Annotated in this window: 21 protein-coding genes; 17 read left to right on the top strand and 4 right to left on the bottom strand. The window is 68.9% G+C overall.

Annotated elements, in window-relative coordinates:
* The first annotated feature begins 34 nt into the window (after positions 1–34).
* The 3 genes from LV780_RS05700 (at position 35) to LV780_RS05690 (ending at position 4,383) form a co-directional block, all read left to right on the top strand.
* A complete protein-coding gene (locus tag LV780_RS05700) occupies positions 35–862 on the top strand; it encodes a hypothetical protein (RefSeq protein ID WP_108220765.1) in 828 nt (275 codons plus the stop codon).
* Positions 863–1,282: 420 nt separating this feature from the next.
* Positions 1,283–1,897: a PRC-barrel domain-containing protein gene (locus tag LV780_RS05695; protein ID WP_108220766.1), complete on the top strand. Its 615-nt coding sequence runs from the start codon at positions 1,283–1,285 to the stop codon at positions 1,895–1,897.
* A gap of 152 nt (positions 1,898–2,049) precedes the next feature.
* Positions 2,050–4,383: a glucose/quinate/shikimate family membrane-bound PQQ-dependent dehydrogenase gene (locus LV780_RS05690; RefSeq protein ID WP_108220767.1), complete on the top strand. Its 2,334-nt coding sequence runs from the start codon at positions 2,050–2,052 to the stop codon at positions 4,381–4,383.
* Positions 4,384–4,424: 41 nt separating this feature from the next.
* On the opposite strand, the gene LV780_RS05685 is transcribed toward LV780_RS05690, so the two are convergent.
* A complete protein-coding gene (locus LV780_RS05685; protein ID WP_117344949.1) occupies positions 4,425–4,802 on the bottom strand; it encodes a hypothetical protein in 378 nt (125 codons plus the stop codon).
* Between the two features lie 190 nt (positions 4,803–4,992).
* Between LV780_RS05685 and LV780_RS05680 the strand changes: the two genes are divergently transcribed.
* From LV780_RS05680 to LV780_RS05630, 11 genes are all read left to right on the top strand, one after another.
* The gene (locus tag LV780_RS05680) at positions 4,993–5,268 is read left to right on the top strand and encodes a hypothetical protein (RefSeq protein ID WP_011908247.1); all 276 of its coding nucleotides are present in this window, start codon (positions 4,993–4,995) and stop codon (positions 5,266–5,268) included.
* 146 nt (positions 5,269–5,414) lie between these two features.
* Positions 5,415–7,019: a glycerol-3-phosphate dehydrogenase gene (glpD, locus tag LV780_RS05675; RefSeq protein ID WP_117344948.1), complete on the top strand. Its 1,605-nt coding sequence runs from the start codon at positions 5,415–5,417 to the stop codon at positions 7,017–7,019.
* Between the two features lie 121 nt (positions 7,020–7,140).
* Positions 7,141–8,229 carry an ABC transporter ATP-binding protein gene (locus LV780_RS05670; RefSeq protein ID WP_117344947.1) on the top strand — a complete coding sequence of 363 codons (1,089 nt, stop codon included), beginning with the start codon at positions 7,141–7,143 and terminating at the stop codon, positions 8,227–8,229.
* 10 nt (positions 8,230–8,239) lie between these two features.
* Positions 8,240–9,325, top strand: coding sequence for an ABC transporter ATP-binding protein (locus LV780_RS05665; protein ID WP_011908244.1), 1,086 nt, complete (start codon positions 8,240–8,242; stop codon positions 9,323–9,325).
* A complete protein-coding gene (locus LV780_RS05660; protein ID WP_108220770.1) occupies positions 9,325–10,197 on the top strand; it encodes a carbohydrate ABC transporter permease in 873 nt (290 codons plus the stop codon). The genes LV780_RS05665 and LV780_RS05660 overlap by 1 nt, the downstream gene beginning before the upstream one ends.
* 37 nt (positions 10,198–10,234) lie before the next feature.
* Positions 10,235–11,038: a carbohydrate ABC transporter permease gene (locus LV780_RS05655; RefSeq protein ID WP_011908242.1), complete on the top strand. Its 804-nt coding sequence runs from the start codon at positions 10,235–10,237 to the stop codon at positions 11,036–11,038.
* Positions 11,038–11,361 (top strand): hypothetical protein, encoded by a 324-nt coding sequence (locus LV780_RS05650; protein WP_011908241.1) that lies wholly within the window; start codon positions 11,038–11,040, stop codon positions 11,359–11,361. The genes LV780_RS05655 and LV780_RS05650 overlap by 1 nt, the downstream gene beginning before the upstream one ends.
* A gap of 12 nt (positions 11,362–11,373) precedes the next feature.
* A complete protein-coding gene (locus LV780_RS05645; protein ID WP_108220772.1) occupies positions 11,374–11,646 on the top strand; it encodes a DUF2160 domain-containing protein in 273 nt (90 codons plus the stop codon).
* Between the two features lie 55 nt (positions 11,647–11,701).
* Positions 11,702–13,420, top strand: a complete 1,719-nt coding sequence (locus tag LV780_RS05640) for an ABC transporter substrate-binding protein (protein ID WP_011908239.1) — start codon at positions 11,702–11,704, stop codon at positions 13,418–13,420.
* Between the two features lie 157 nt (positions 13,421–13,577).
* A complete protein-coding gene (gene glpK / locus LV780_RS05635) occupies positions 13,578–15,059 on the top strand; it encodes a glycerol kinase GlpK (protein ID WP_108220773.1) in 1,482 nt (493 codons plus the stop codon).
* A complete protein-coding gene (locus LV780_RS05630) occupies positions 15,056–16,198 on the top strand; it encodes an iron-containing alcohol dehydrogenase (RefSeq protein ID WP_108220774.1) in 1,143 nt (380 codons plus the stop codon). The genes glpK and LV780_RS05630 overlap by 4 nt, the downstream gene beginning before the upstream one ends.
* Before the next feature lie 8 nt (positions 16,199–16,206).
* On the opposite strand, the gene LV780_RS05625 is transcribed toward LV780_RS05630, so the two are convergent.
* Both LV780_RS05625 and LV780_RS05620 read right to left on the bottom strand, forming a co-directional pair.
* Positions 16,207–17,175, bottom strand: a complete 969-nt coding sequence (locus tag LV780_RS05625; RefSeq protein ID WP_101341446.1) for a YihY/virulence factor BrkB family protein — start codon at positions 17,173–17,175, stop codon at positions 16,207–16,209.
* A gap of 105 nt (positions 17,176–17,280) precedes the next feature.
* Positions 17,281–18,417, bottom strand: a complete 1,137-nt coding sequence (locus LV780_RS05620) for a deoxyguanosinetriphosphate triphosphohydrolase (protein WP_101341447.1) — start codon at positions 18,415–18,417, stop codon at positions 17,281–17,283.
* A gap of 74 nt (positions 18,418–18,491) precedes the next feature.
* Here LV780_RS05620 and erpA point away from each other — a divergent pair, with 74 nt between their 5' ends.
* The 3 genes from erpA to LV780_RS05605 all read left to right on the top strand — a co-directional run bounded on the left by erpA (position 18,492) and on the right by LV780_RS05605 (position 20,206).
* A complete protein-coding gene (gene erpA, locus LV780_RS05615) occupies positions 18,492–18,818 on the top strand; it encodes an iron-sulfur cluster insertion protein ErpA (RefSeq protein ID WP_011908234.1) in 327 nt (108 codons plus the stop codon).
* A 72-nt stretch (positions 18,819–18,890) separates the two neighbouring features.
* Positions 18,891–19,670: an exodeoxyribonuclease III gene (xth, locus tag LV780_RS05610; RefSeq protein ID WP_108220775.1), complete on the top strand. Its 780-nt coding sequence runs from the start codon at positions 18,891–18,893 to the stop codon at positions 19,668–19,670.
* A 137-nt stretch (positions 19,671–19,807) separates the two neighbouring features.
* Positions 19,808–20,206, top strand: a complete 399-nt coding sequence (locus tag LV780_RS05605; protein ID WP_205025746.1) for a PaaI family thioesterase — start codon at positions 19,808–19,810, stop codon at positions 20,204–20,206.
* Positions 20,207–20,218: 12 nt separating this feature from the next.
* Here the strand turns inward: LV780_RS05605 and LV780_RS05600 are convergent, their stop codons facing one another.
* Entirely contained in the window at positions 20,219–21,391 is a 1,173-nt protein-coding gene (locus LV780_RS05600; protein ID WP_011908231.1) for an FAD-dependent monooxygenase, read from the bottom strand.
* Between the last annotated feature and the right edge of the window lie 27 nt (positions 21,392–21,418).

Here is a 21,418-nt window from a genome sequence, read left to right as displayed (position 1 = left end):
GATCAGCCCCCCAGTTCAGTAAGAGAGGACCAAGATGACCATTTTTCGCACCCCCTTCCTCGCCGGTGTGGCCGCCCTTCTGGCCACCAGCGCCGCCGCCCAGACAACCACCGCGCAAGGCACCACCATGGGACGCGACTGGGACGCGCCCATGGTGGACACGTTCTTCAATCCCGGCGGCTCGATGACGTTGCGCACGAACTCCGAGATCCGCTCGAGCTGGGACTCGCTGTCGGAACAGCAGAAGCAGCAGGTTCGGGATGACTGCGCCGCTTTCGGCACCCAAGGCGCCGGAGCCCCGCCCGCCGGCGGTGCGGGAGCCACGGACCCGGCGTCGGCCGACGCCGGCGCAAGCGCCACGACGGGCACCGGCGGGACGGGAGGAACCGACATGACGGCCACCGGCACCGCCGGTCCGGCGGACGGGGCCGAGCTGGAGAGCGGCGGCGCTGCAAGTCCGATCGGGCAACCCACGGGTGAACAGGCCGCCCAGGCGGATTCGACCCCGACCCATGACACGACGGGCCATCCCGATACCAAGGTCAGCACCGTCGGCGAAAGCGACGCGACCACGGACGACATGGGCACCACCGCCGGGCCCGGCACCTCGGACGAGCGGGTGACGGCGGTCGAGCAGGCCATGCGCGAGAACGCGCCCCAGACAACGGGCACCGGCGCAACCACCAACCCGCCCGCCGACGGCGCGACCGTGGGCTCTGGCGCGGGCAGCGTCAACGCCAGCAACACCGCCGACACCGGGGCGCAGGGATCGCCCGCGACGCCGGGCACGCAGGAGTTCGATTCGGCCTCGGTCTCGCTGACCTCCTGGACCCAGATCTGCCAGATGGTCGAGTCCTTCTGACGCCGCGTCACGCGCGCGCACCTCTGAAGCGGCATGCCCTCGGGTGTGCCGCTTTTTCCATCATCTGTGGGATGACATGAAAAAACTCCCGCCGGGGGATCGGCGGGAGTTGAGTCAAGGGAAGACATCGGCGAGACGACGGATGTGGGGACGCCGCTGCCGATCATCCCTCAACAGGGTCAGGGCCCGGCAGTTCCCACGCGACGACTGGAAATTTGTTCCATCACGTCAGCGTGATAGAGCGCGATGAGCGTTTTTTCGCTTACGATATTCGGCGTTTTGGGCGAATCTTCGCCTGCGGGCGAGTGTCTCCCGCATCGCCGTCGCCAAGGCGAAACCATACCCGCCGAGACCCGTTGGATCCGCAGCAGGCCTTAACGGCTCTGTCCAATTAGTCTTCCAAGGCGAAAGGATCGCACGATGAAAAAAGTCATTGCCCTCTCGGCACTTCTGGCTTCGACCACCGCTTATTCGGCACTGGCTCAGGACGCGACGACGCCCGACGCAGGCGCGACGACTCCGCCCGCAGCCACTGACACCACGACCCCCCCGGCGACCAACGACACGACGTCGCCGGCGACCGGCACCGAGACGGCACCGACGACCGATGGCGCCACCGGCACCGGCATGACCGGAACCGACACCACCGGCACCGGCATGACGGGCACCACCACGACCGACACCGGCATGACCGGAACCGGCGGTGCGATGATGGGCGACATGCAGGTTCCCGAGGGCTTCACGCTCTACTCGGGCGAACCGATGACCGCCGAGAACCTGCAGAATGCCAACGTCTATTCGATGAATGACGAGTCGGTTAGCAGCATCTCGGACTTCGTGGTGGCCGAGGACGGCAAGATCGAACAGGTGATCTTCGACGTGGGCGGTTTCCTCGGGATCGGCGCGCGCAACGTCGCCCTGCCCTTCGAGGACCTGCAGATCTACACCAACGAGGATCAGAGCGACGTCCGGGTCTATGTGCCCATGACGCGCGAGGAACTCGAGTCGCTGCCGGAATACACGGCTGTCGACTGATCCACCGGACGGACCATCTCTCGAGGCGCGCAGGGCAACCTGCGCGCCTTTTCCGTTCGGCGGGACGGAATCCTTCCTTTGGCGCAATGCGAGGAACCTAAGCCGGGCGTCTCCTGTTGCCCCAGCGACACCGCCACCGGAGGAGCCCGAACTTGACCGTCACGATCACCGCCATCGTCCTCGCCCTGGCGGGCCTGGGCCTCCTGATCCCGGGAGTATGGCTCGCCACCCTCGGCGGAAGCTGGTTCTACGCCGCGGCCGGTGCCGTCATGCTGCTGTCGGCCTGGCAGGTGCATCGGCGCTCGGCCGCCGCCGAATGGACCTATGGCGCGCTCATCCTCGGCGCGCTTCTCTGGTCGATCTGGGAGGTCGGATTCGACTGGTGGCAACTGGTCCCCCGCGGGGGCGTGATCGCGGTTCTGGGCATCTGGCTCTACCTGCCCTTCATGCGCCGCCAGCTTCTGACCGAGGACCACCACCCCGCGCCCGGCCTGCCGCTCGCGCTGCCGCTGCTGGCGGCGATCGGGGTGGCGATCTGGTCCTGGACCGGCGACGAGGCCAGTCGCAAGGGCGAACTTCCCACCGAGGTGGTCAGCGCCGAGCCCGATCTCGGGCCGACGGCGCCACCGGGCGAGTGGCACCAGTATGGCCGCACGCAATATGGCCAACGGTATTCGCCGCTCGATCAGATCAACATCCAGAATGTCGCCGAACTCGAGCAGGTCTGGCATTATCAGACCGGCGACGTGAAGCTGCCCGAGGACGTGACCGAAACAACCTATCAGGTCACGCCGCTCAAGGTGAACAACCGGCTCTACATCTGCACGCCGCACAATCTGGCCATTGCGCTCGATGCGGCCACCGGCAAGCAGGCGTGGCGCTTCGACGCCAACTCCGGGCTCGAGCCCGACCGCCAGCACCAGACCTGCCGGGGCGTCACCTACTGGCGCGATCCGGGCCGGGAAGAGGGCGAGCTGTGCGCGGCGCGCGTCTACATGCCGACGGCCGATGCGCGCCTCATCGCGCTCGACGCCAACTCGGGCGCGCTGTGCGACTTCTTCGCCGACAACGGGACGCTCCACCTCGAGCACGGGATGCCCTACACGCCGGCGGGCTTCTACTACTCGACCTCGCCGCCTGTCGCGGTGGGCGGGCGCATCATCATCGGCGGCGCGGTCAACGACAATTTCTCGATCTATTCCCAGTCGGGCGTGATCCGGGCCTTCGACGCCAACACGGGCGCGCTCCTGTGGAACTGGGACAGCGGCAATCCCGACAGCACCGCGCCCATCGATTGGATGAACGGCGAGACCTACACCCCGAACTCGCCGAACTCCTGGTCCGTGTTCTCGGTCGATGAAGAGCGCGGTCTCGTCTATATCCCGCTCGGAAACCAGGTGCCGGACCAGCTCGGGATGGGGCGGTCGGAGGCGGTCGAGGAACATGCGTCCTCCGTCGTGGCGCTCGACGTGGCGACGGGGCAGAAGGCGTGGGTGTTCCAGACCGTCCACCATGACCTCTGGGACATGGATGTGCCGGCGCAGCCCGTGCTGATCGACCTGGAGATCGAGGGCGAGACGGTGCCCGCGCTTGTCCAGCCGACCAAGCAGGGCGACATCTATGTGCTCAACCGCGAGACGGGCGAGCCGGTGCTGCCGGTGTCGGAAGAGCCCGCCCCGCAGGAGGGGGGCCTCGACGAGGAGACTCTCGCCCCCACGCAGCCCATCTCGTCCCTCAGCTTCGCACCCGATCCGCTGCGCGAACGGGACATGTGGGGCATCACGATCTATGACCAGCTCGCCTGCCGGATCCAGTATCACCGGCTGAACTATCAGGGCCGCTACACGCCTCCGTCGCTGAACGGCACGATCGTCTATCCCGGCAATTTCGGCACCTTCAACTGGGGCTCGGTCGCGGTCGATCCCGAGCGGCAGGTCATGTTCGGGATGCCGACCTACCTGCCCTTCACCGTCAAACTCGTCCCCGAGGAGGAGATCCCGCCGCCGGGCGCAAACGAGACCGCCAGCGAGCAGGGTCTCAACCGCAACGAGGGCGCGCCCTACGGCGTCATCATGGGCCCGTTCCTCGGGCCGCTGCAGGTGCCCTGCTCGGCGCCGCCATGGGGCTTCGTCGCGGGGACGGACCTGCGCACCGGCGAGATCGCCTACAAGCGCCGCAACGGCACGGTGCGGGACATGACCCCGCTGCCGCTGCCCTTCAAGGTGGGCGTGCCGGGGATCGGCGGGCCGATCATCACCCGGGGCGGCGTGGTCTTCCTCGGCGCGACGGTGGATGACTATCTGAGGGCCTATGACCTGACCACCGGCGATGAACTCTGGCGCGCGCGCCTTCCGGCCGGGGGGCAATCCACGCCCATGACCTACGAGCAGGACGGGCGGCAGTATCTCGTCATGGTGGCCGGCGGTCATGGCTCGGTGGGCACGAAGCCGGGCGATCATGTGATCGCCTACGCCCTTCCCGACTGAACCCGAGGGCCGGCAGGCGGCTGCCGGCCCCACCTCCCGCCTCAGAGGGCGAGCGCCACGATCACCACCAGCACCATGATGATGCCGAAGATCAGGATCGGCCGAAGCCCGCGGCGTGTCTCGTTGCCGGCCAGTTCGCCCACCGTCCGCGGACGGGCCGAGGCATTGGCCGTCCCGTGCGGGATGCGCCCCTCCATCGCGCGGGCGCGGGCGATCTGCTCGGGGCTGGGCGGCGTTCCCGCCGCCTCGTCATCGGTGCCCAGCGGCGCCGCGGCCGGGTCCATGAAGGGCACCTTGTCCCCGGTCGCGCCACGGTCGATGTCGGCGCGAAGGCGCGCGCTGGTGTCCTGCCCCGTCGCCGGAGCCTCGGGCGTGGTGCTGCTGCCGGATTCGGTCCGGTCCGGTCTCTCCTGAGCCATGAGACGTTCCTCTTGCTGATCCTCGGGCCGGAACCTGCGGCCGCCGGGCTTGTTCCAGCCCCCGGTTCACCCCCTGCCCGCTGCCGATCCGCACGCAGACGTGCGCATGCCGCCGGGGAACCTTGCGCGACGCCTCCGGTTGAGATCCGATTGCCGGCCGCACGGGCCGGCCCTGCCCGAGGAGCCGCGAATGTCCGCATCCGAAAACGACATCGACAAGCAGAAGCGTCGCCACCGGGGACCGCTGATCGGCATTGCCGTCGTGGTGATCTTCGCCCTGGGCTACCTCGTCTGGTGGTTCGGCTACGAGGTCGCCGAGGGCAATCCGCCCCAGGGCGCCGACGTGCAGATGGATGGCCGCACCGGCGAAACCGGAGCCGCACCGCAGGCCGGCAGCGTGGGCGGCAACAGCCCGGCCTCGGCCGACAATGCCCCCGCCCCTCCGGCGACGGCCCCGGCCGACTGAGACACAGCGGCCGCCCGCACGGGCGGCCGCACCCGGCCCGGAGCCGCCGATGTTCGGTTTCCTGCGTTTCGCACATTTTCGAAAATCTTCATTGACATAACGCCGCAGTCCGGGCTTCCTTCCTGCACGACAGCGGGAGCAAGCGCGTGGCCCAAGGACGAGCCGGAGAGGATCCGGTGGATCTCTTCATCATCGGCGGCGGCATCAACGGCTGCGGGATCGCCCGCGACGCCGCGGGCCGCGGGCTGAGCGTCACGCTCGCCGAGATGGGCGATCTGGCACAGGCGACCTCCTCGGCCTCGACCAAGCTCTTCCACGGCGGGCTGCGCTATCTCGAATATTTCGAGTTCCGCCTCGTGCGCGAGGCGCTGGAAGAGCGCGAGACGCTGCTCGTGGCCATGCCACACATCTCCTGGCCGATGCGCTTCGTCCTGCCCTGGCAGCCCGAGATGCGCTTTGCCGGCGACACGCCCACCGCGCGGCTGCTCGGCCGGCTGATGCCCTGGACCCGCGGACGCCGCCCGGCCTGGCTGATCCGCCTTGCGCTCGAGACCTACGACCGGCTTGGCGGGCGCAGGATCCTGCCCCCGGCCCGGCCCGTCGATCTGACGCGCGACCCGGCCGGCGCGCCGCTGCAACCGCGCTTCACACGGGGCTGGGAATATTCCGACTGCTGGGTGGAGGACTCGCGCCTCGTGGTGCTGAACGCCCGTGATGCCGAGAACCGCGGCGCCACGATCCTCACCCGGACCCGCGTGGTGGCCGCCGAGCGGCAGGGCGACGTGTGGCGCGTCACCACCGAGGGCGCCGAGGGGCGGCGCCAGCATGTCGCCCGCGCCCTCGTCAATGCCGGCGGCCCGTGGGTCGCGCGCATCATCCGCGAGACCCTGTCGCTGCCCTCGACCGAGGGGGTGCGCCTTGTCCGCGGCAGCCATATCGTGACGCGGCGGCTGTTCGACCACGACCGCTGCTATTTCTTTCAGGGCAAGGACGGGCGGATCATCTTCGCCATCCCCTACGAGACCGATTTCACCCTGATCGGCACGACGGATCAGGATCATCACGGCGCCCCCGACGAGGCGCGCTGCACCCCCGAGGAGCAGGACTATCTCTGCGCCTTCGCCTCGGACTACTTCCGCCAGCCGGTCACGCGCGCGGACATCGTCTGGACCTACTCTGGTGTCCGCCCCCTTTATGATGACGGGGCGCAGTCGGCCACGGCCGCCACGCGCGACTATGTCCTGTCGCTGGATAGGCAGGGGCCTCCGCTTCTCAGCGTCTTCGGCGGCAAGATCACCACCTACCGGCGGCTGGCCGAAAGCGCGATGGCGCGGCTTGCGCCGCACTTTCCGCAGGCCCGCGGCCCCTGGACCGCCCGCGTCCCCCTGCCGGGCGGGGATTTTCCCTGGGACGGCGCCCCGGCGCTGGCCGACGCGCTGCGGCGCGACTTTCCCTTCCTTGGCGAGCGTTGGGCGCTCCGGCTGGTGCGGGCCTACGGGACGGACGCGCGAAATCTGCTCGGTTCTGCGCGCAACGCGCTTGATCTGGGGCGGGAGTTCGGTGCTACGCTCACCGAGGCCGAGGTGCGCTGGCTGATGCAGCACGAATATGCCCGGCGGGCCGAGGATGTCGTCTGGCGGCGGAGCAAGCTCGGCCTGCGGATGACGGCCGGGGAGATCGCGGCGCTGGACGACTGGATGCGGCAGGCCGCGGGCGAGGACAGGGCGGCCGGGATGGCCGGCACAGGCTGAAGGTCCGCGGCGGGCCAGAAGGTTCGCAACGGGGCAGACGCAACCGGACGGGCGGCCCGAGGAGGGGCGGTCCGGGCGGCACCAGGATCCGGCGCAGCCGGGCGAGTGATCAGGGGGGAGAATGACGCTGGAACTCCAGGGGGTTTCGCGCGTGGTCGGCGGGCGGGTGCACATCCACCCCACCGACCTCGTGCTGGAAGGCGGCACGATGAACGTGCTGCTCGGCCCCACGCTGTCGGGCAAGACCAGCCTCATGCGGCTGATGGCGGGGCTCGATACTCCGGCCGAGGGCCGCATCCTCTGGGACGGGCGCGACGTGACGGGCGTGCGCGTGCAGGATCGCCGCGTGGCGATGGTCTATCAGCAGTTCATCAACTATCCCTCGATGAGCGTTTACGAGAACATCGCCTCGCCCCTGCGCCTGCAGGGCCGCAGCCGCGCCGAGATCGACCGCGACGTGCGCAGCGTGGCCGAGATGCTCAAGCTGACGCCCATGCTCAAGCGCAAGCCCCTGGAACTGTCGGGCGGGCAGCAGCAACGGTGCGCGCTGGCGCGGGCGCTGGTGAAGGGGGCGGGGCTCGTGCTGCTCGACGAGCCGCTGGCGAACCTCGACTACAAGCTGCGCGAAGAGCTGCGGCTGGAAATCCCAAGAATCTTCGAGGCTTCGGGCGCGATCTTCGTCTATGCCACCACCGAGCCCGAAGAGGCGCTGCTGCTTGGCGGCAACACGGCGACGCTCTGGCAGGGGCGCGTGACGCAGTTCGGCCCGACCCCGCAGGTCTATCGCCGGCCGGTCGATGCGACGACGGCGCGCGTCTTCAGCGATCCGCCGATGAACTTCCTGCCGGTCACCAAGACCGGCACGCGGCTGAGCTTCGGCCATCTCGCGAATGCCCCGGCCGAGGGCGCCTTTGCCCGCCTCGCCGACGGGCACTACCTCGCGGGCTTCCGGGCGAACCATCTGGCGCTCAACCGCCACTCCGGCCGGGCGGTGGCCTTTTCCTGCCGGCTTTCGGCGATCGAGATCACCGGGTCCGAGACCTTCCTGCATCTGGTGCACGGCTCCGACGGCTGGGTGGGGCTCGTGCCGGGGGTGCATGAGATCGCGCCGGGCAGCGAGGTCTCGGTCTGGCTCGATCCGGCGCATGTCTATCTCTTCGATGCCGAAGGCGCGCTCGCCGCACCTGCGGCCTATGCGCTCGCGGCCTGAGGAGGAACGGATGGCACGGATCACCCTCTCCAACCTCGCCCACAGCTACCTGCCGAAGCCCAGGGGCGAGGCCGATTTCGCCCTTAAGGAGATGGACCATGTCTGGCAGGACGGGGGCGCCTATGCGCTGCTCGGCGCCTCGGGCTGCGGCAAGACCACGCTTCTGAACATCATCTCGGGCCTCCTGCGCCCGAGCCGCGGCCGCGTGCTCTTTGGCGAGCGCGACGTGACCGACGCCCCCACCGCCGAGCGCAACATCGCGCAGGTGTTCCAGTTTCCCGTGGTGTACGACACGATGACGGTGCGCGAGAACCTGGCCTTCCCGCTGCGCAACCGCGGCCGGGATGCGGCCTATGTCGAGGCGCGGGTGGGCCAGATCGCCCGCATGATCGGCATGGAAGGCGCGCTCGACACCCGCGCCCGCGGACTTACCGCGGATGCCAAGCAGAAGATCAGCCTCGGCCGGGGCATGGTGCGCGAGGATGTGAACGCGATCCTCTTCGACGAGCCGCTGACGGTGATCGACCCGCACATGAAATGGGAGCTGCGCACCCAGCTCAAGCGGCTGCACCGCGAGTTCGGGCACACGATGATCTATGTCACGCACGATCAGACCGAGGCGCTGACCTTCGCCGACAAGGTGGTGGTGATGCACGAGGGGCGCGTGGTGCAGACCGGCACGCCGGAAGAGCTGTTCGAGACGCCGGGCCACACGTTCGTGGGCTATTTCATCGGCTCGCCCGGCATGAACCTCTTCGAGGCGGAGGTGTCGGGCGACATGGCCCGCGTCATGGGCCACCCTGTCCCGCTGGGCGCGACCTACCCTCCCACCGGCGGGCGGGTGCAGATCGGCGTCCGGCCGGAGTTCGTGTCGCTCGCCGACGCGGGCCTGCCGGTCACGATCCGCCGCATCGAGGATGTGGGCCGCCACCGGATCCTGCGCGGCGAGGTCTTCGGCCAGCCCGTGAACCTGCTGCTGCCCGAGGACCGACCCGCCGCCACCGGGAGCGCCTTCCTGCAACTCGCCCCCGAGAAGATCAACGTCTATTCCGACGACTGGCGCGTGCAGCCGGTCGGCGCCCGGAGGGCCGCCTGATGGACAAGAGCTGGAACAACCGCGCCTGGTTCCTCGTGCTGCCGGTGCTGCTGCTCGTGGCCTTCTCGGCCGTCATCCCGCTGATGACGGTTGTCAACTATTCGGTGCAGGACACGTTCGGAAACAACGAGTTCTTCTGGGCGGGGCTCGAATGGTTCGAGGAGACCATCACCTCCGAGCGCATCCATGCGGCGCTCGGCCGGCAGGTGCTGTTCACCGCGATCATCCTCGCCATCGAGGTGCCGCTGGGGATCTTCGTGGCCCTCAACATGCCCAAGAAGGGCTTCTGGGCCAGCCTCTGCCTGATCCTGATGGCGATGCCGCTCCTGATCCCGTTCAACGTGGTGGGCACGATCTGGCAGATCTTCGGCCGGGTGGACATCGGGCTTCTGGGCCGCACGCTGACCGCGATGGGGATCGACTACAACTACACCAGCGACTGGCTCGACGCTTGGGTCACGGTGATCGTGATGGATGTGTGGCACTGGACGTCGCTGGTGGCGCTCCTGTGCTACGCCGGGCTCCAGTCCATCCCTGAGGCCTATTACCAGGCGGCCAAGATCGACCAGGCGAGCCGCTGGGCCGTCTTCCGCTACATCGAGCTGCCCAAGATGCGGGGCGTGCTGCTGATCGCGGTGCTCTTGCGCTTCATGGACAGTTTCATGATCTACACCGAGCCTTTCGTGGTGACGGGCGGCGGGCCCGGCAACTCGACCACGTTCCTGTCGATCGACCTCGTGAAGATGGCCATCGGGCAGTTCGACCTCGGCCCCGCCGCCGCCTTCTCGATCATCTACTTCCTCGTCATCCTGCTGGTCTCGTGGGTGTTCTACACCGTGATGACCAATCTCGACCGCGAGGACCGGCCATGACCGCCCGTCCCGACCGCAACCCGTCGGAGGTCCGGCCATGAAGCGTCCCGGCTCGGCCCTCGTGATGGTGCTCTATCTGCTGTTCCTGCTGATCCCGATCTACTGGCTCGTGAACATGAGCCTGAAGACCAACGCCGAGATCACGCGCAGCTTCACCCTCTGGCCGCATGACCTGACATTCCAGAACTACCGGACGATCCTCACCGATCCGGCCTGGTACATGGGCTATGTGAACTCTCTGATCTATGTGGTCATGAACACCGCGATCTCGATCACGGTGGCCCTGCCCGCGGCCTATGCCTTCTCGCGCTACCGCTTTCTTGGCGACAAGCACCTGTTCTTCTGGCTGCTGACGAACCGCATGGCGCCGCCCGCGGTCTTCGCGCTGCCCTTCTTCCAGCTCTATTCCTCGGTCGGCCTCTTCGACACCCATATCGCGGTGGCGCTGGCCCATTGCCTCTTCAACGTGCCGCTGGCGGTCTGGATCCTCGAGGGCTTCATGCGCGGCGTGCCGAAGGAGATCGACGAGACCGCCTATATCGACGGCTATTCCTTTCCGCGCTTCTTCGTGAAGATCTTCATGCCGCTGATCGCGAGCGGAATCGGGGTGGCCGCCTTCTTCTGCTTCATGTTCAGCTGGGTGGAACTGCTCCTGTCGCGCACGCTGACCTCGGTGAACGCCAAGCCGATTGCCGCCACCATGACGCGGACGGTCTCGGCCTCGGGCCTCGACTGGGGCGTGCTGGCGGCGGCCGGAGTGCTGACGCTGATCCCGGGCGGCCTCGTGATCTGGTTCGTGAGAAACTACATCGCCAAGGGTTTTGCACTGGGGAGGGTGTGATGCTTCATAAAGTTCTGTGCGTGATCGTGGCCTGTGCGGCCCTGACGCCGGGCCTCGCCCCGGCCCAGGGGGCGGCCGAGCCGTGGGAGGGCGGCTGCCTCGTCCGAGGCCTCGATCCCAATGGCGACGGCTTCCTGTCCGTCCGCAGGGGACCGGGCTCGGAGAACGCCGAGATTGCGCGCGTCCGCAACGGCGACGCCCTGTTCCTCGACCATCGGAAGTGTCAGGGCAAGTGGTGCCTGGCCGAGGGCGGAGTGGTCGGGGGCCGGCAAACCGACATCCGTGGTTGGTTCTACACCGCCTGGTGCGAGTTCTATCCGTAGGGGAGGATCGACATGGCCTGGATGGCCTGGACATGGCCCACGGCGGCCTTCTTCGTCACCATCGCGGCGCTTCTGCTGCTGATGACCGCCCTGGCGGTGCTGCGGCCCGAGACGCCGCGGGTGGGCATCCTTCGGATCGAGACGACGCGGGGGGATCGGCTGTTCATCTCGCTTCTGGGCTCGGCCTTCCTGTGCCTTCTGTGGCTCGGCCTGATGGGACCGCCGCTCTGGGGGGCGCTCGCGCTCTGCCTGATCTACGCCGCAGCGGTCTTCCGCTGGGTGTGACGACCCTCGCCGGGGGGATGCCCGGCCAAAGTCCGTCTTTGGGAGGAGACCTGACATGAGATACGGCACGACAGCCATGGCGCTGGCGCTGATGGCGCTGGGGGCACCGGCCTTCGCCGACATCGAGGCTGCGCGGCAGTTCCTCGATGCCGAGATCGGCGACATGTCCTCGCTCACGCGCGAGGAGCAGGAAGCCGAGATGCAATGGTTCATCGACGCGGCGCAGCCCTTCGCCGGCATGGACATCAAGGTGGTCTCGGAGACCATCACCACGCATGAATATGAATCCAAGGTGCTGGCGCCCGCCTTCACCGCGATCACGGGCATCCGGGTCAGCCACGACCTGATCGGCGAAGGCGACGTGGTCGAGAAGCTGCAGACGCAGATGCAGTCGGGCGAGAACATCTATGACGCCTACATCAACGACAGCGACCTGATCGGCACCCACTGGCGCTACCAGCAGGCCCGCAGCCTGACCGACTGGATGGCGAACGAGGGCCAGGATGTCACCAACCCCGGCCTCGATCTCGACGATTACATCGGCCTGAAGTTCACCACCGCGCCGGATGGCGAGCTTTACCAGCTGCCCGACCAGCAGTTCGCCAACCTCTACTGGTTCCGCGCCGACTGGTTCGACGATCCAGAGACCAAGGCCGACTTCCAGGAGAAGTACGGCTACGAGCTGGGCGTGCCGCTGAACTGGTCGGCCTACGAGGACATCGCCGAGTTCTTCACCGGCCGCGACATGAGCGCGCTCGGCGGGCCGACGAGCGCCTATGGCAGCATGGATTACGGCAAGAAGGACCCAAGCCTCGGCTGGCGCTACACCGACGCCTGGATGTCGATGGCGGGCATGGGCGACAAGGGCGATCCGAACGGTCTGCCGGTCGATGAATGGGGCATCCGGGTGGACGAGAACTCGCGTCCCGTGGGCTCCTGCGTGGCGCGCGGCGGCGCGACCAACGACGCGGCGGCGGTCTATGCGATCACCAAAGCGATCGAATGGCTGCAGAAATACGCCCCGCCGCAGGCCGCCGGCATGACCTTCTCGGAATCCGGGCCGGTGCCCGCGCAGGGCGAGGTCGCCCAGCAGATCTTCTGGTACACCGCTTTCACCGCCGACATGGTCAAGGAGGGCCTGCCGGTGATGAACGAGGATGGCACGCCCAAGTGGCGCATGGCCCCCTCGCCGCATGGCGCCTACTGGACCGAAGGCACCAAGGTCGGCTACCAGGACGTGGGCTCGTGGACGCTGCTGAAATCCACCCCCGACGACCGCGCCAAGGCCGCGTGGCTCTACGCCCAGTTCGTCTCGTCGAAGACCGTGGACGTGAAGAAGAGCCACGTCGGCCTGACCTTCGTGCGCGAATCCACCATCCAGCACCAGAGCTTCACCGACCGCGCGCCCAATCTTGGCGGTCTGGTCGAGTTCTACCGCTCGCCCGCCCGCGTCCAGTGGTCGCCCACCGGGACGAACGTGCCGGATTACCCGAAGCTCGCGCAGCTCTGGTGGCAGAACATCGGCGATGCGATGTCGGGCGCCAAGTCGCCGCAGGAGGCGCTGGACGCGCTCTGCGCCGAGCAGGAGCGGGTGCTGGCGCGGCTGGAACGGGCCGGCGTGCAGGGTGATCTCGGGCCGAAGCTGAACGAGGAGAAAGACCCGCAGGAATGGCTCGACGCGCCCGGCGCGCCGGTGGGCAAGCTCGAGAACGAGAAACCCGCGGGTGAGACGATCCCCTACGACGAACTCATCAAGTCCTGGCAGCAGGGCTGACACGAGCGGGGGGCGGGCCGTCCCGCCCCCTGGCCGAGGCAAGACGCGAGGCGACCCGACAGGATTCCGGCTCGCCGTCTTCCCCGAGCCCTTCCGCCTCGTCGCAAGGCGCGGCAGCATCGGGAGGATTCGGGCAAGACGAACCGGGAAGAGACGCATGAGCCACATCCTCGCCATCGATCAGGGCACCACCTCCTCGCGCGCGATGGTCTTCGACGCGAGCCTCTCGCTGAAGTCGGTCGCGCAGGAGGAGTTTCCGCAGATCTACCCCCGCCCCGGCTGGGTCGAGCATGATCCGACCGACCTCTGGTCCAGCGTCGCCGCAACGGCGCGCGCCGCGGTCGAGCGGGCCGAGATCGACGGCAGCCTCGCCGCCATCGGCATCACCAACCAGCGCGAGACGGTGGTGATCTGGGAACGCGCCACCGGCCATCCGATCCACAATGCGATCGTCTGGCAGGACCGCCGCACCGCCGACCTCTGCCAGAGCCTGGCCGAAGCGGGGCAGGAACCCATGATCACCGAGCGGACGGGGCTGCTGCTCGACCCCTATTTCTCGGCCACCAAGGTCAAGTGGCTGCTCGACCATGTCGAGGGCGCGCGCGCGCGGGCCCGGCGGGGCGAGTTGCTGTTCGGGACGGTGGACAGCTACCTCATCTGGAAGCTGACGGGGGGGCGGTCCCATGTGACCGATGCCACCAACGCCGCGCGCACCATGCTCTTCGACATCCGCCGCGGCGAATGGGACGCCGAGATCTGCGGCCTGCTCGACATCCCGATGGAGATGCTGCCCGAGGTGAAGGACTGCGCCGCGCCCTTCGGCATGACGCGGCCGGACCTCTTCGGGCGCGAGATCCCGATCCTGGGCGTCGCGGGCGACCAGCAGGCCGCCACCTGCGGGCAGGCCTGCTTCCGCCCCGGCATGATGAAATCGACCTACGGGACGGGCTGCTTTGCGCTGCTCAACACGGGGGCGGAACGTGTGACGAGCCGCTCGCGCCTGCTCACCACCATCGCCTACCAACTGGGCGGGCAGCGGACCTATGCGCTCGAGGGCTCGATCTTCATCGCGGGCGCCGTCGTCCAGTGGCTGCGCGACGGGCTGAAGATCATCCGCGAGGCGGGCGAGACGCACGGGCTGGCCACGGCCTCGGACGCGGCGCAGGATCTGGTGATCGTGCCGGCCTTTACCGGCCTTGGCGCACCCTGGTGGAAGCCGGACAGCCGGGGCGCGGTCTTCGGCCTGACGCGCAACTCCGGCCCCGCCGAGTTCGCCCGCGCCGCGCTGGAGAGCGTGGGCTACCAGACGCGCGACCTGCTCGAGGCGATGCGGGCGGACTGGGCGGCGGGCGCCGAGGGGGTGCTGCGGGTGGACGGCGGCATGACCGCCTCGGACTGGTCGATGCAGTTTCTGGCCGACATCATCGGCGCGCCGGTGGACCGGCCGGTGGTGCGCGAGACGACGGCGCTCGGCGCGGCCTGGCTGGCCGGGATGCAGGCGGGCCTCTGCCCCGGCCCCGAGGAGTTCGCGGCCGGATGGGCGCTGGAGCGGCGCTTCGAGCCGAGGATGGAGGCGGCGACGCGCGACGCGAAATACGCCCGCTGGGGACGGGCCGTGCGCGCGGTGATGGCGGTATGACCCCCTTCGGCATCGCGGCGCCCGGCCGCATCCTCTTCGGGCGGGGCGAGGCGCGGCGCGCGGCCGGCCTGATCGCGGGTTTTGGACGGCGGGTGCTGCTGGTGCATGGCCGCGACCCGGCGCGGGCGGACTGGCTCGTTGCGGCGCTCGGGGCCGAGGGGGTCGAGGTTCTGGCGGTACCCTGCCCCTGCGAGCCGGATCTGGCGCTCCTCGAGGAGACGCTCGCGCGGGCGCGGCCCTTTGAACCGGAGGCGGTGGCGGGCCTTGGCGGCGGGGCGGCGCTCGATCTGGCCAAGGCGCTCGCGGCGCTGGTGCCCGCGCCGGACGGGCCGATGGAACATCTGGAAGTGGTCGGGCGGGGCCGGCCGCTGGTGGCCCCGCCCCTGCCCTTCGTGGCGCTGCCCACCACCTCGGGCACCGGCAGCGAGGTCACGAAGAACGCGGTGATCGGCGTGCCCGAGCACCGCCGCAAGGTCTCGCTCCGCGACGACCGGATGCTTGCGCGGATCGCGCTGGCCGATCCGGCCCTCACCGACGGCTGCCCGCGCACGGTGACACTGGCCTCGGGGCTGGATGCGGTGACGCAGGTGATCGAGCCCTTCGTCTCGGCGCGCGCGACGCCCTTCACCGACGCGATCACGCGCCCGGCCATCGCGGAAGGGATGGGCGCGCTGATGCGCCTGATGAAGGGCGAGGACGCGACGGCCCGCGACGGCATCGCCTGGGTGAGCCTCTGCGGCGGGCTGGCGCTGGCAAACGGCGGGCTCGGCGCGGTGCATGGTCTGGCGGGCGTGATCGGCGGCGTCACCGGGGCTGCGCACGGGGCGATCTGCGGCACGCTTCTGGCGCCGGTGCTGCGGGCGAACCTGACCGCCTCGGCCCCCGGCAGCACCGCCCGCGCGCGGCTGGCCGAGGTCTGCGCGGTGCTGGGCCGGACGCTGGCCGCCCCGCCCGCCGAGGCGCCCGAGGCGCTGGCGGCCTGGGTCCGCAAGGCCGGCCTGCCGCGGCTGGCCGATCTCGGTCTGCAAGCGGGGGATCTTGCCCGCGTGGCGGACGCCTCGCTGGCCTCCTCGTCGATGAAGGGCAATCCGGTGGGCCTGTCGCCCTCGGCGCTGGTCGCGGCGATGCGGCAGGGCTGAAAGGCCCGCTAGTCCGACCGCTCGCCCAGCGTGTCCGCCATCACCGCCCCGCGCTGACCCATCGGACGGTTCGGCCCGACGGTGCTGTCCCGCGCGGTCTGATGCTCCATCTCGGAGTTGATCTCGGCCCCGATGATCAGGATCATCACCGCGATCCAGATCCAGAGCAGCAGGCCCACCAGCGCCCCGAGCGAGCCGTAGGTGGCCGAGTAGTTGGCGAAATTCTCGAGGTAGATGGTGAAGGCGATCGAGGCCACCAGCCAGACCACCGTGGCGATGCCGCTGCCCCATGTCACCCAGCGCCATTCCGGCGCCTTGCGCGAGGGCGCCCAGCGGTAGAGGGCGGCCATCGCCCCCGCCACCACCAGCAGCAAGAGCGGCCACCGCACGAGCCAGACCAGCACGGACGCCACCGAGCCGAGATCGAAGATGGCCAGCACCGCCGGAACCACCGCGACCGCGGTGATCATCAGGATGGACAGCGTCATCGCCCCCAGCGTCAGCGCAAAGGAGAGCAGCGTGAGCTTGAGGAACGAGCGTTTCTCGCGCTCGTCGTGGGCGATGTTCATCGCCTCGATCAGCGCCTTCATGCCGGAATTCGCACTCCAGAAGGCGATGAGGAAGGAGATGGCGAACCCCACGGTCAGGGACGCGCTCTGGCCACCGGCGAGGGTTCGCAGCTGCGCGGTCACAAGCTCGATCCCCTCGGCCGGAAGCACACCGCGCAGCGACTCCACCTGATCGGCGATGACAGCAGGATCGGCAAAGAGACCATAGAGCGAGACGAAGGCCGCAAGCGTCGGGAAGAGCGCCAGCAGAAGGTAGAAGGTCACCCCCGCCGCCACGAGCATGACGCGGTCCTCGTCGATCGAGCGCCAGACGCGCAGGGCGATGTCCTTCCAGCCCTTGGCCGGAATGTCGCGCGGGCGCCGGGCCCCGCGGCCGCGGTCGGGATCGGAGGGCGAGGCATCGGTCATGGCAAACTCCTTCGAATGCCAAATCGCCTCACGCGGCCCGAGGTTCCCGCGCCGATACAGAAGGATCGCCCGCGCCCGGCCCGAAGAGCGCCCTGCCCCCGCCTCTCAGCCGAAGAGGCGGGCATGTTCCTGCAGGGCGAAGCGGTCGGTCATGCCGGCGACGTAATCGGCGACGATCCGGGCGAGCGTCGTCTCGTCCTCGGCCGCCTCGACATCGCGCCGCCATTCCTGCGGCAGAAGTTCGGGCTGGCGCATGAACAGCGGAAAGAGATCGTTCACCACCGCCGTCACCTTCGCGCGTTCCTTCATCACCGAGGGCGCGCGATACATCCGGTGGAACAGGAAGCTGCGGATCACCTTCAGCTCCTGATAGAGAGGTTTCGAAAAGCGGATCACGGTCGCGCCCATCTGGCGGATCTCCTCGACCGACTTCGGCTGCGCGGCCTCGAGCCGCCCCTGCGCCACGGCGATCACATCCTCGACCATGCGGCCGAAGACGCGCCGCAGCGCCTCGTGCCGCCGGCGCATCGGCTCCAGCCCCGGATAGAGCGCATCGACCTCGGCAAAGGCGGGCGCGGTGACGGGCAGCTCCATCAGGTCGTCCTCGGTGAACAGGCCCGAGCGCAGCCCGTCGTGCAGGTCGTGGTGCGAATAGGCCACGTCGTCGGCGATCGCCGCCACCTGCGCCTCGGCCGAGGCGTAGGTGTGCAGTTCCAGATCCCACTGCGCGTTGGCCTCGGCCAGCGCATAGGGCAAGGGCCCCTCGACCGGGCCGTTGTGCTTGGCGATGCCTTCCAGCGACTCCCATGTGAGGTTCAGTCCGTCGAACTCGGCGTAATGGCGTTCCAGCCGGGTCACGATCCGCATGGCCTGAGCGTTGTGGTCGAACCCGCCGTAGGGCTCCATCAGCTTCGCCAGCGCATCCTCGCCGGTGTGGCCGAAGGGCGTGTGGCCGAGATCGTGGGCCAGCGCGATGCACTCGGCCAGATCGGTGTTCAGCCCCAGCACGCCCGAGATGGTCCGCGCGACCTGCGCCACTTCGATCGAATGGGTGAGCCGCGTGCGGTAGTAGTCGCCCTCATGTTCCACGAAGACCTGAGTCTTGTGCTTCAGCCGCCGGAAGGCCGAGGAATGGATGATCCGGTCTCGATCCCGCTGGAACGGCGAGCGGAAGGTGGACATGCTCTCGGGCTGTTGCCGGCCGCGGCTTTCGCCGGGCTGGCAGGCATAGGGCGCCAGCATCAATCTGCCTGTTCTTGTGACCTGTTTTGCCCCATCCTATATGGGTGGATGACCGATTTGACACGGGGTTTCTGATGAACCTACCGCCGCGGGTGACCGACCGGGCCTTTGCCCGCCTTGCCGAAATCGCCGAAGCCTCGGGCGAGACGCGCGCGTTGCGCGTCGCGGTCGAGGGCGGCGGCTGTTCGGGCTTTCAGTATGAGATCAAGCTCGACGATCCGGGATCGGACGATCTGGTGATCGAGAAGGACGGCCAGAAGGTGCTGATCGATCAGGTCTCGCTGCCGTTCCTCGCCAACGCCGAGATCGACTATGCCGACGAGCTGATCGGCTCGCGCTTCGTGATCAACAATCCCAACGCCACCAGCTCCTGCGGCTGCGGGACCTCGTTCTCGATCTGAGGGCGAAGGCCCCTTCCCGTCCGTCCTGCCGCGCGCCGGCCCAAGGACCCGATCCGCCCCGAGGAGCGCGCCATGAAGATCGCCACCTACAACATCAACGGCATCAAGGCCCGGATTGAGGCGCTTCTGGCCTGGCTCGAGGCGGCCAGCCCCGATGTCGTGCTGCTGCAGGAGATCAAGTCGGTCGATGAGACCTTTCCACGCGCGGTCGTCGAGGACCGAGGCTGGCATCTCGAGACGCACGGGCAGAAGGGCTTCAACGGGGTGGCGATCCTCTCGCGCCTGCCGCTCGAGGATGTGGTGCGCGGCCTGCCGGGCGACGCCGAGGATGTGCAGGCCCGCTGGATCGAGGCCACCGTCGTGGGCCAGCGCGCGGTGCGGGTCTGCGGGCTCTACCTGCCGAACGGCAACCCGGCGCCGGGGCCGAAATACGACTACAAGCTGGCCTGGATGGCCCGGATGAAGCAGCGCGCGGCCGAGCTGCTCGAGACCGAGGACCCCGTGGTGCTGGCGGGCGACTACAACGTGATCCCCCAGGCCGAGGATGCGGCGCGCCCCGAGGCCTGGGTCACCGATGCGCTCTTCCTGCCGGAAAGCCGGGCCGCCTTCCGGCGGATCCTGAACCTCGGCTACACCGAGGCCTTCCGCGCCCGCAGCTTTGGCCCGGGGCACTATTCCTTCTGGGACTATCAGGCCGGCGCCTGGGAGAAGAACAACGGCATCCGCATCGACCATCTGCTGCTCTCGCCGCAGGCGGCCGACCTGATGACCGATGTCCGCATCGACCGCGAGGTGCGGGCGGGCGAGAAGCCATCGGATCATGTGCCGGTCTGGGTGGAGCTGGCGGCCTGACCGGCCGCCCGTGACGCCACGTCGGACGGGGGCCGCGTTGACGCGGAAGGCCGGCGCGCCTTAGCCTTCCGCCCATGGCCGAGCCGTCCTCATCCGCCCTTGATCGCGTCCGCGCCAGCTTTGCCCGGCAGGCTGCGATGGATCTCATCCGCGCCACCCTTCCGCTGGTGGAGCCGGGGCGGACCGAGATCCACCTGCCGCACTGGGACGGGATCGAGCAGCAGCACGGCTTCATCCACGGGGGCGTGGTCGGCATGATCGCGGACTCGGCCGCGGGCTATGCGGCCATGACGCTGGTGCCGGCCGATGCCTCGGTCCTGACGGTGGAATACAAGATGAACCTGATGGCGCCGGCCGATGGCCACGGGCTGATCGCGCGGGGCGAGGTGGTGCGCGCGGGCCGGACGCTGATCGTGACGCGGGCCGAGGTGGTCGCGTTGCGCGATGGGGCCGAACAGGCCTGCGCCCTCATGCAGCAGACGATCATGGTGATGCGCCATCGGGGCGAGAAGCGGGAGTCCGGCGCCGCCGGCTGACCCCGCCGCCTCTCAGGCCGCGGTCACGTCGTAGCCATAGAGCCAGTCGAACCGGCGCAGCGTGGGGCCCGGCAGCAGCCGCGAGCCGAGGCGCAGGCCGAGATGCGCGATCTCGCGGATGGGGCTGCGCAGGTGATAGGCCCAGGCGTTGTTGTTGGCCGCCTGCACCACGCGGCAGCAGCGCGGCACGCGGCGCGCCTGATACTCGGCCAGCCCGCCCATGACGTTCGAATGGCGGGACAGGCATTCGGCCAGCACCCAGGCATCCTCGAGCGCCATGTTCGCCCCCTGCGCGAGGAAGGGCAGCGTCGGATGGGCCGCGTCGCCCAGGATGGTGGCATGACCGCGATACCAGGTGTGGGCCACCGGATGGCGGAAGAGCCCCCAGAGCCAGACGTCCGGCACCTGCTCGAGCCAGTGGCGCACGCGCCCGTTGAAGCTGGCAAAGGCCAGCCGCAGGTCCACCGGATCGTCACGGAGGTTCCAGCCCTCCTGCACCCAGCGCTTGCGTTCCTCGACCGCCACGATGTTGCGCATCGTGCCGCCGCGCATCGGATAGCTGACGAGGTGGCGCCCCTCGCCCATATGGACCTCGGCCACCACCGGCTCGCCCGGAGTGGCCGGGATCACGGTCCGCCAGGCCACCTGGTTGGTGAAGAAGGGCTGCGCCGGCCCGTTGAGTTCGGCGCGCACCAGCGAATGAAGCCCGTCCGCCCCGATCAGCAGGTTGGGCGTGTATTCGGCCCCCTGCGCCGTCACCAGCCGCGGCTTCGGACCGCCGAGATCCACCGCCTCAATCTTCTGCAGGAGCCGGATCTGCACGCCCGCATCGCGGGCCCCGGTGGCGAGAAGGTCGATCAGGTCGGCCCGGTGCATCAGGTGATAGCCCTGCCCCGGCCGCAGCCGCGCCAGATCCAGCTTCAGCACCAGATCGCCGCCCACGCCGTTGCGCAGTTCGACCGCCTGCGCGCGCATCGACGCCGCCTCGAGCGCGTCGCCCATCCCCAGCGCGCGCAGCACGGCCGCCCCGTTGGGCGAGATCTGCAGGCCCGCCCCCACTTCGCGAATCGCCTCGGCCTGCTCCAGCACGGTGACGTCGGCCCCGCGGAGCGCGAGCGCCCGGGCCACCGCCAGACCGGCAACGCCGGCCCCGAGGACGGTGACCTCGGCATCCTTCAGGCTCATCGGGATCCTCCACATGCGAACGCCGGA

It is taken from the genome of Cereibacter azotoformans (genome assembly GCF_021391315.1).
GTDB lineage: Bacteria > Pseudomonadota > Alphaproteobacteria > Rhodobacterales > Rhodobacteraceae > Cereibacter_A > Cereibacter_A azotoformans.
The sequence above is the reverse complement of the archived record's forward strand: the minus strand, read 5'-3'. Positions and strand labels throughout refer to the sequence as shown.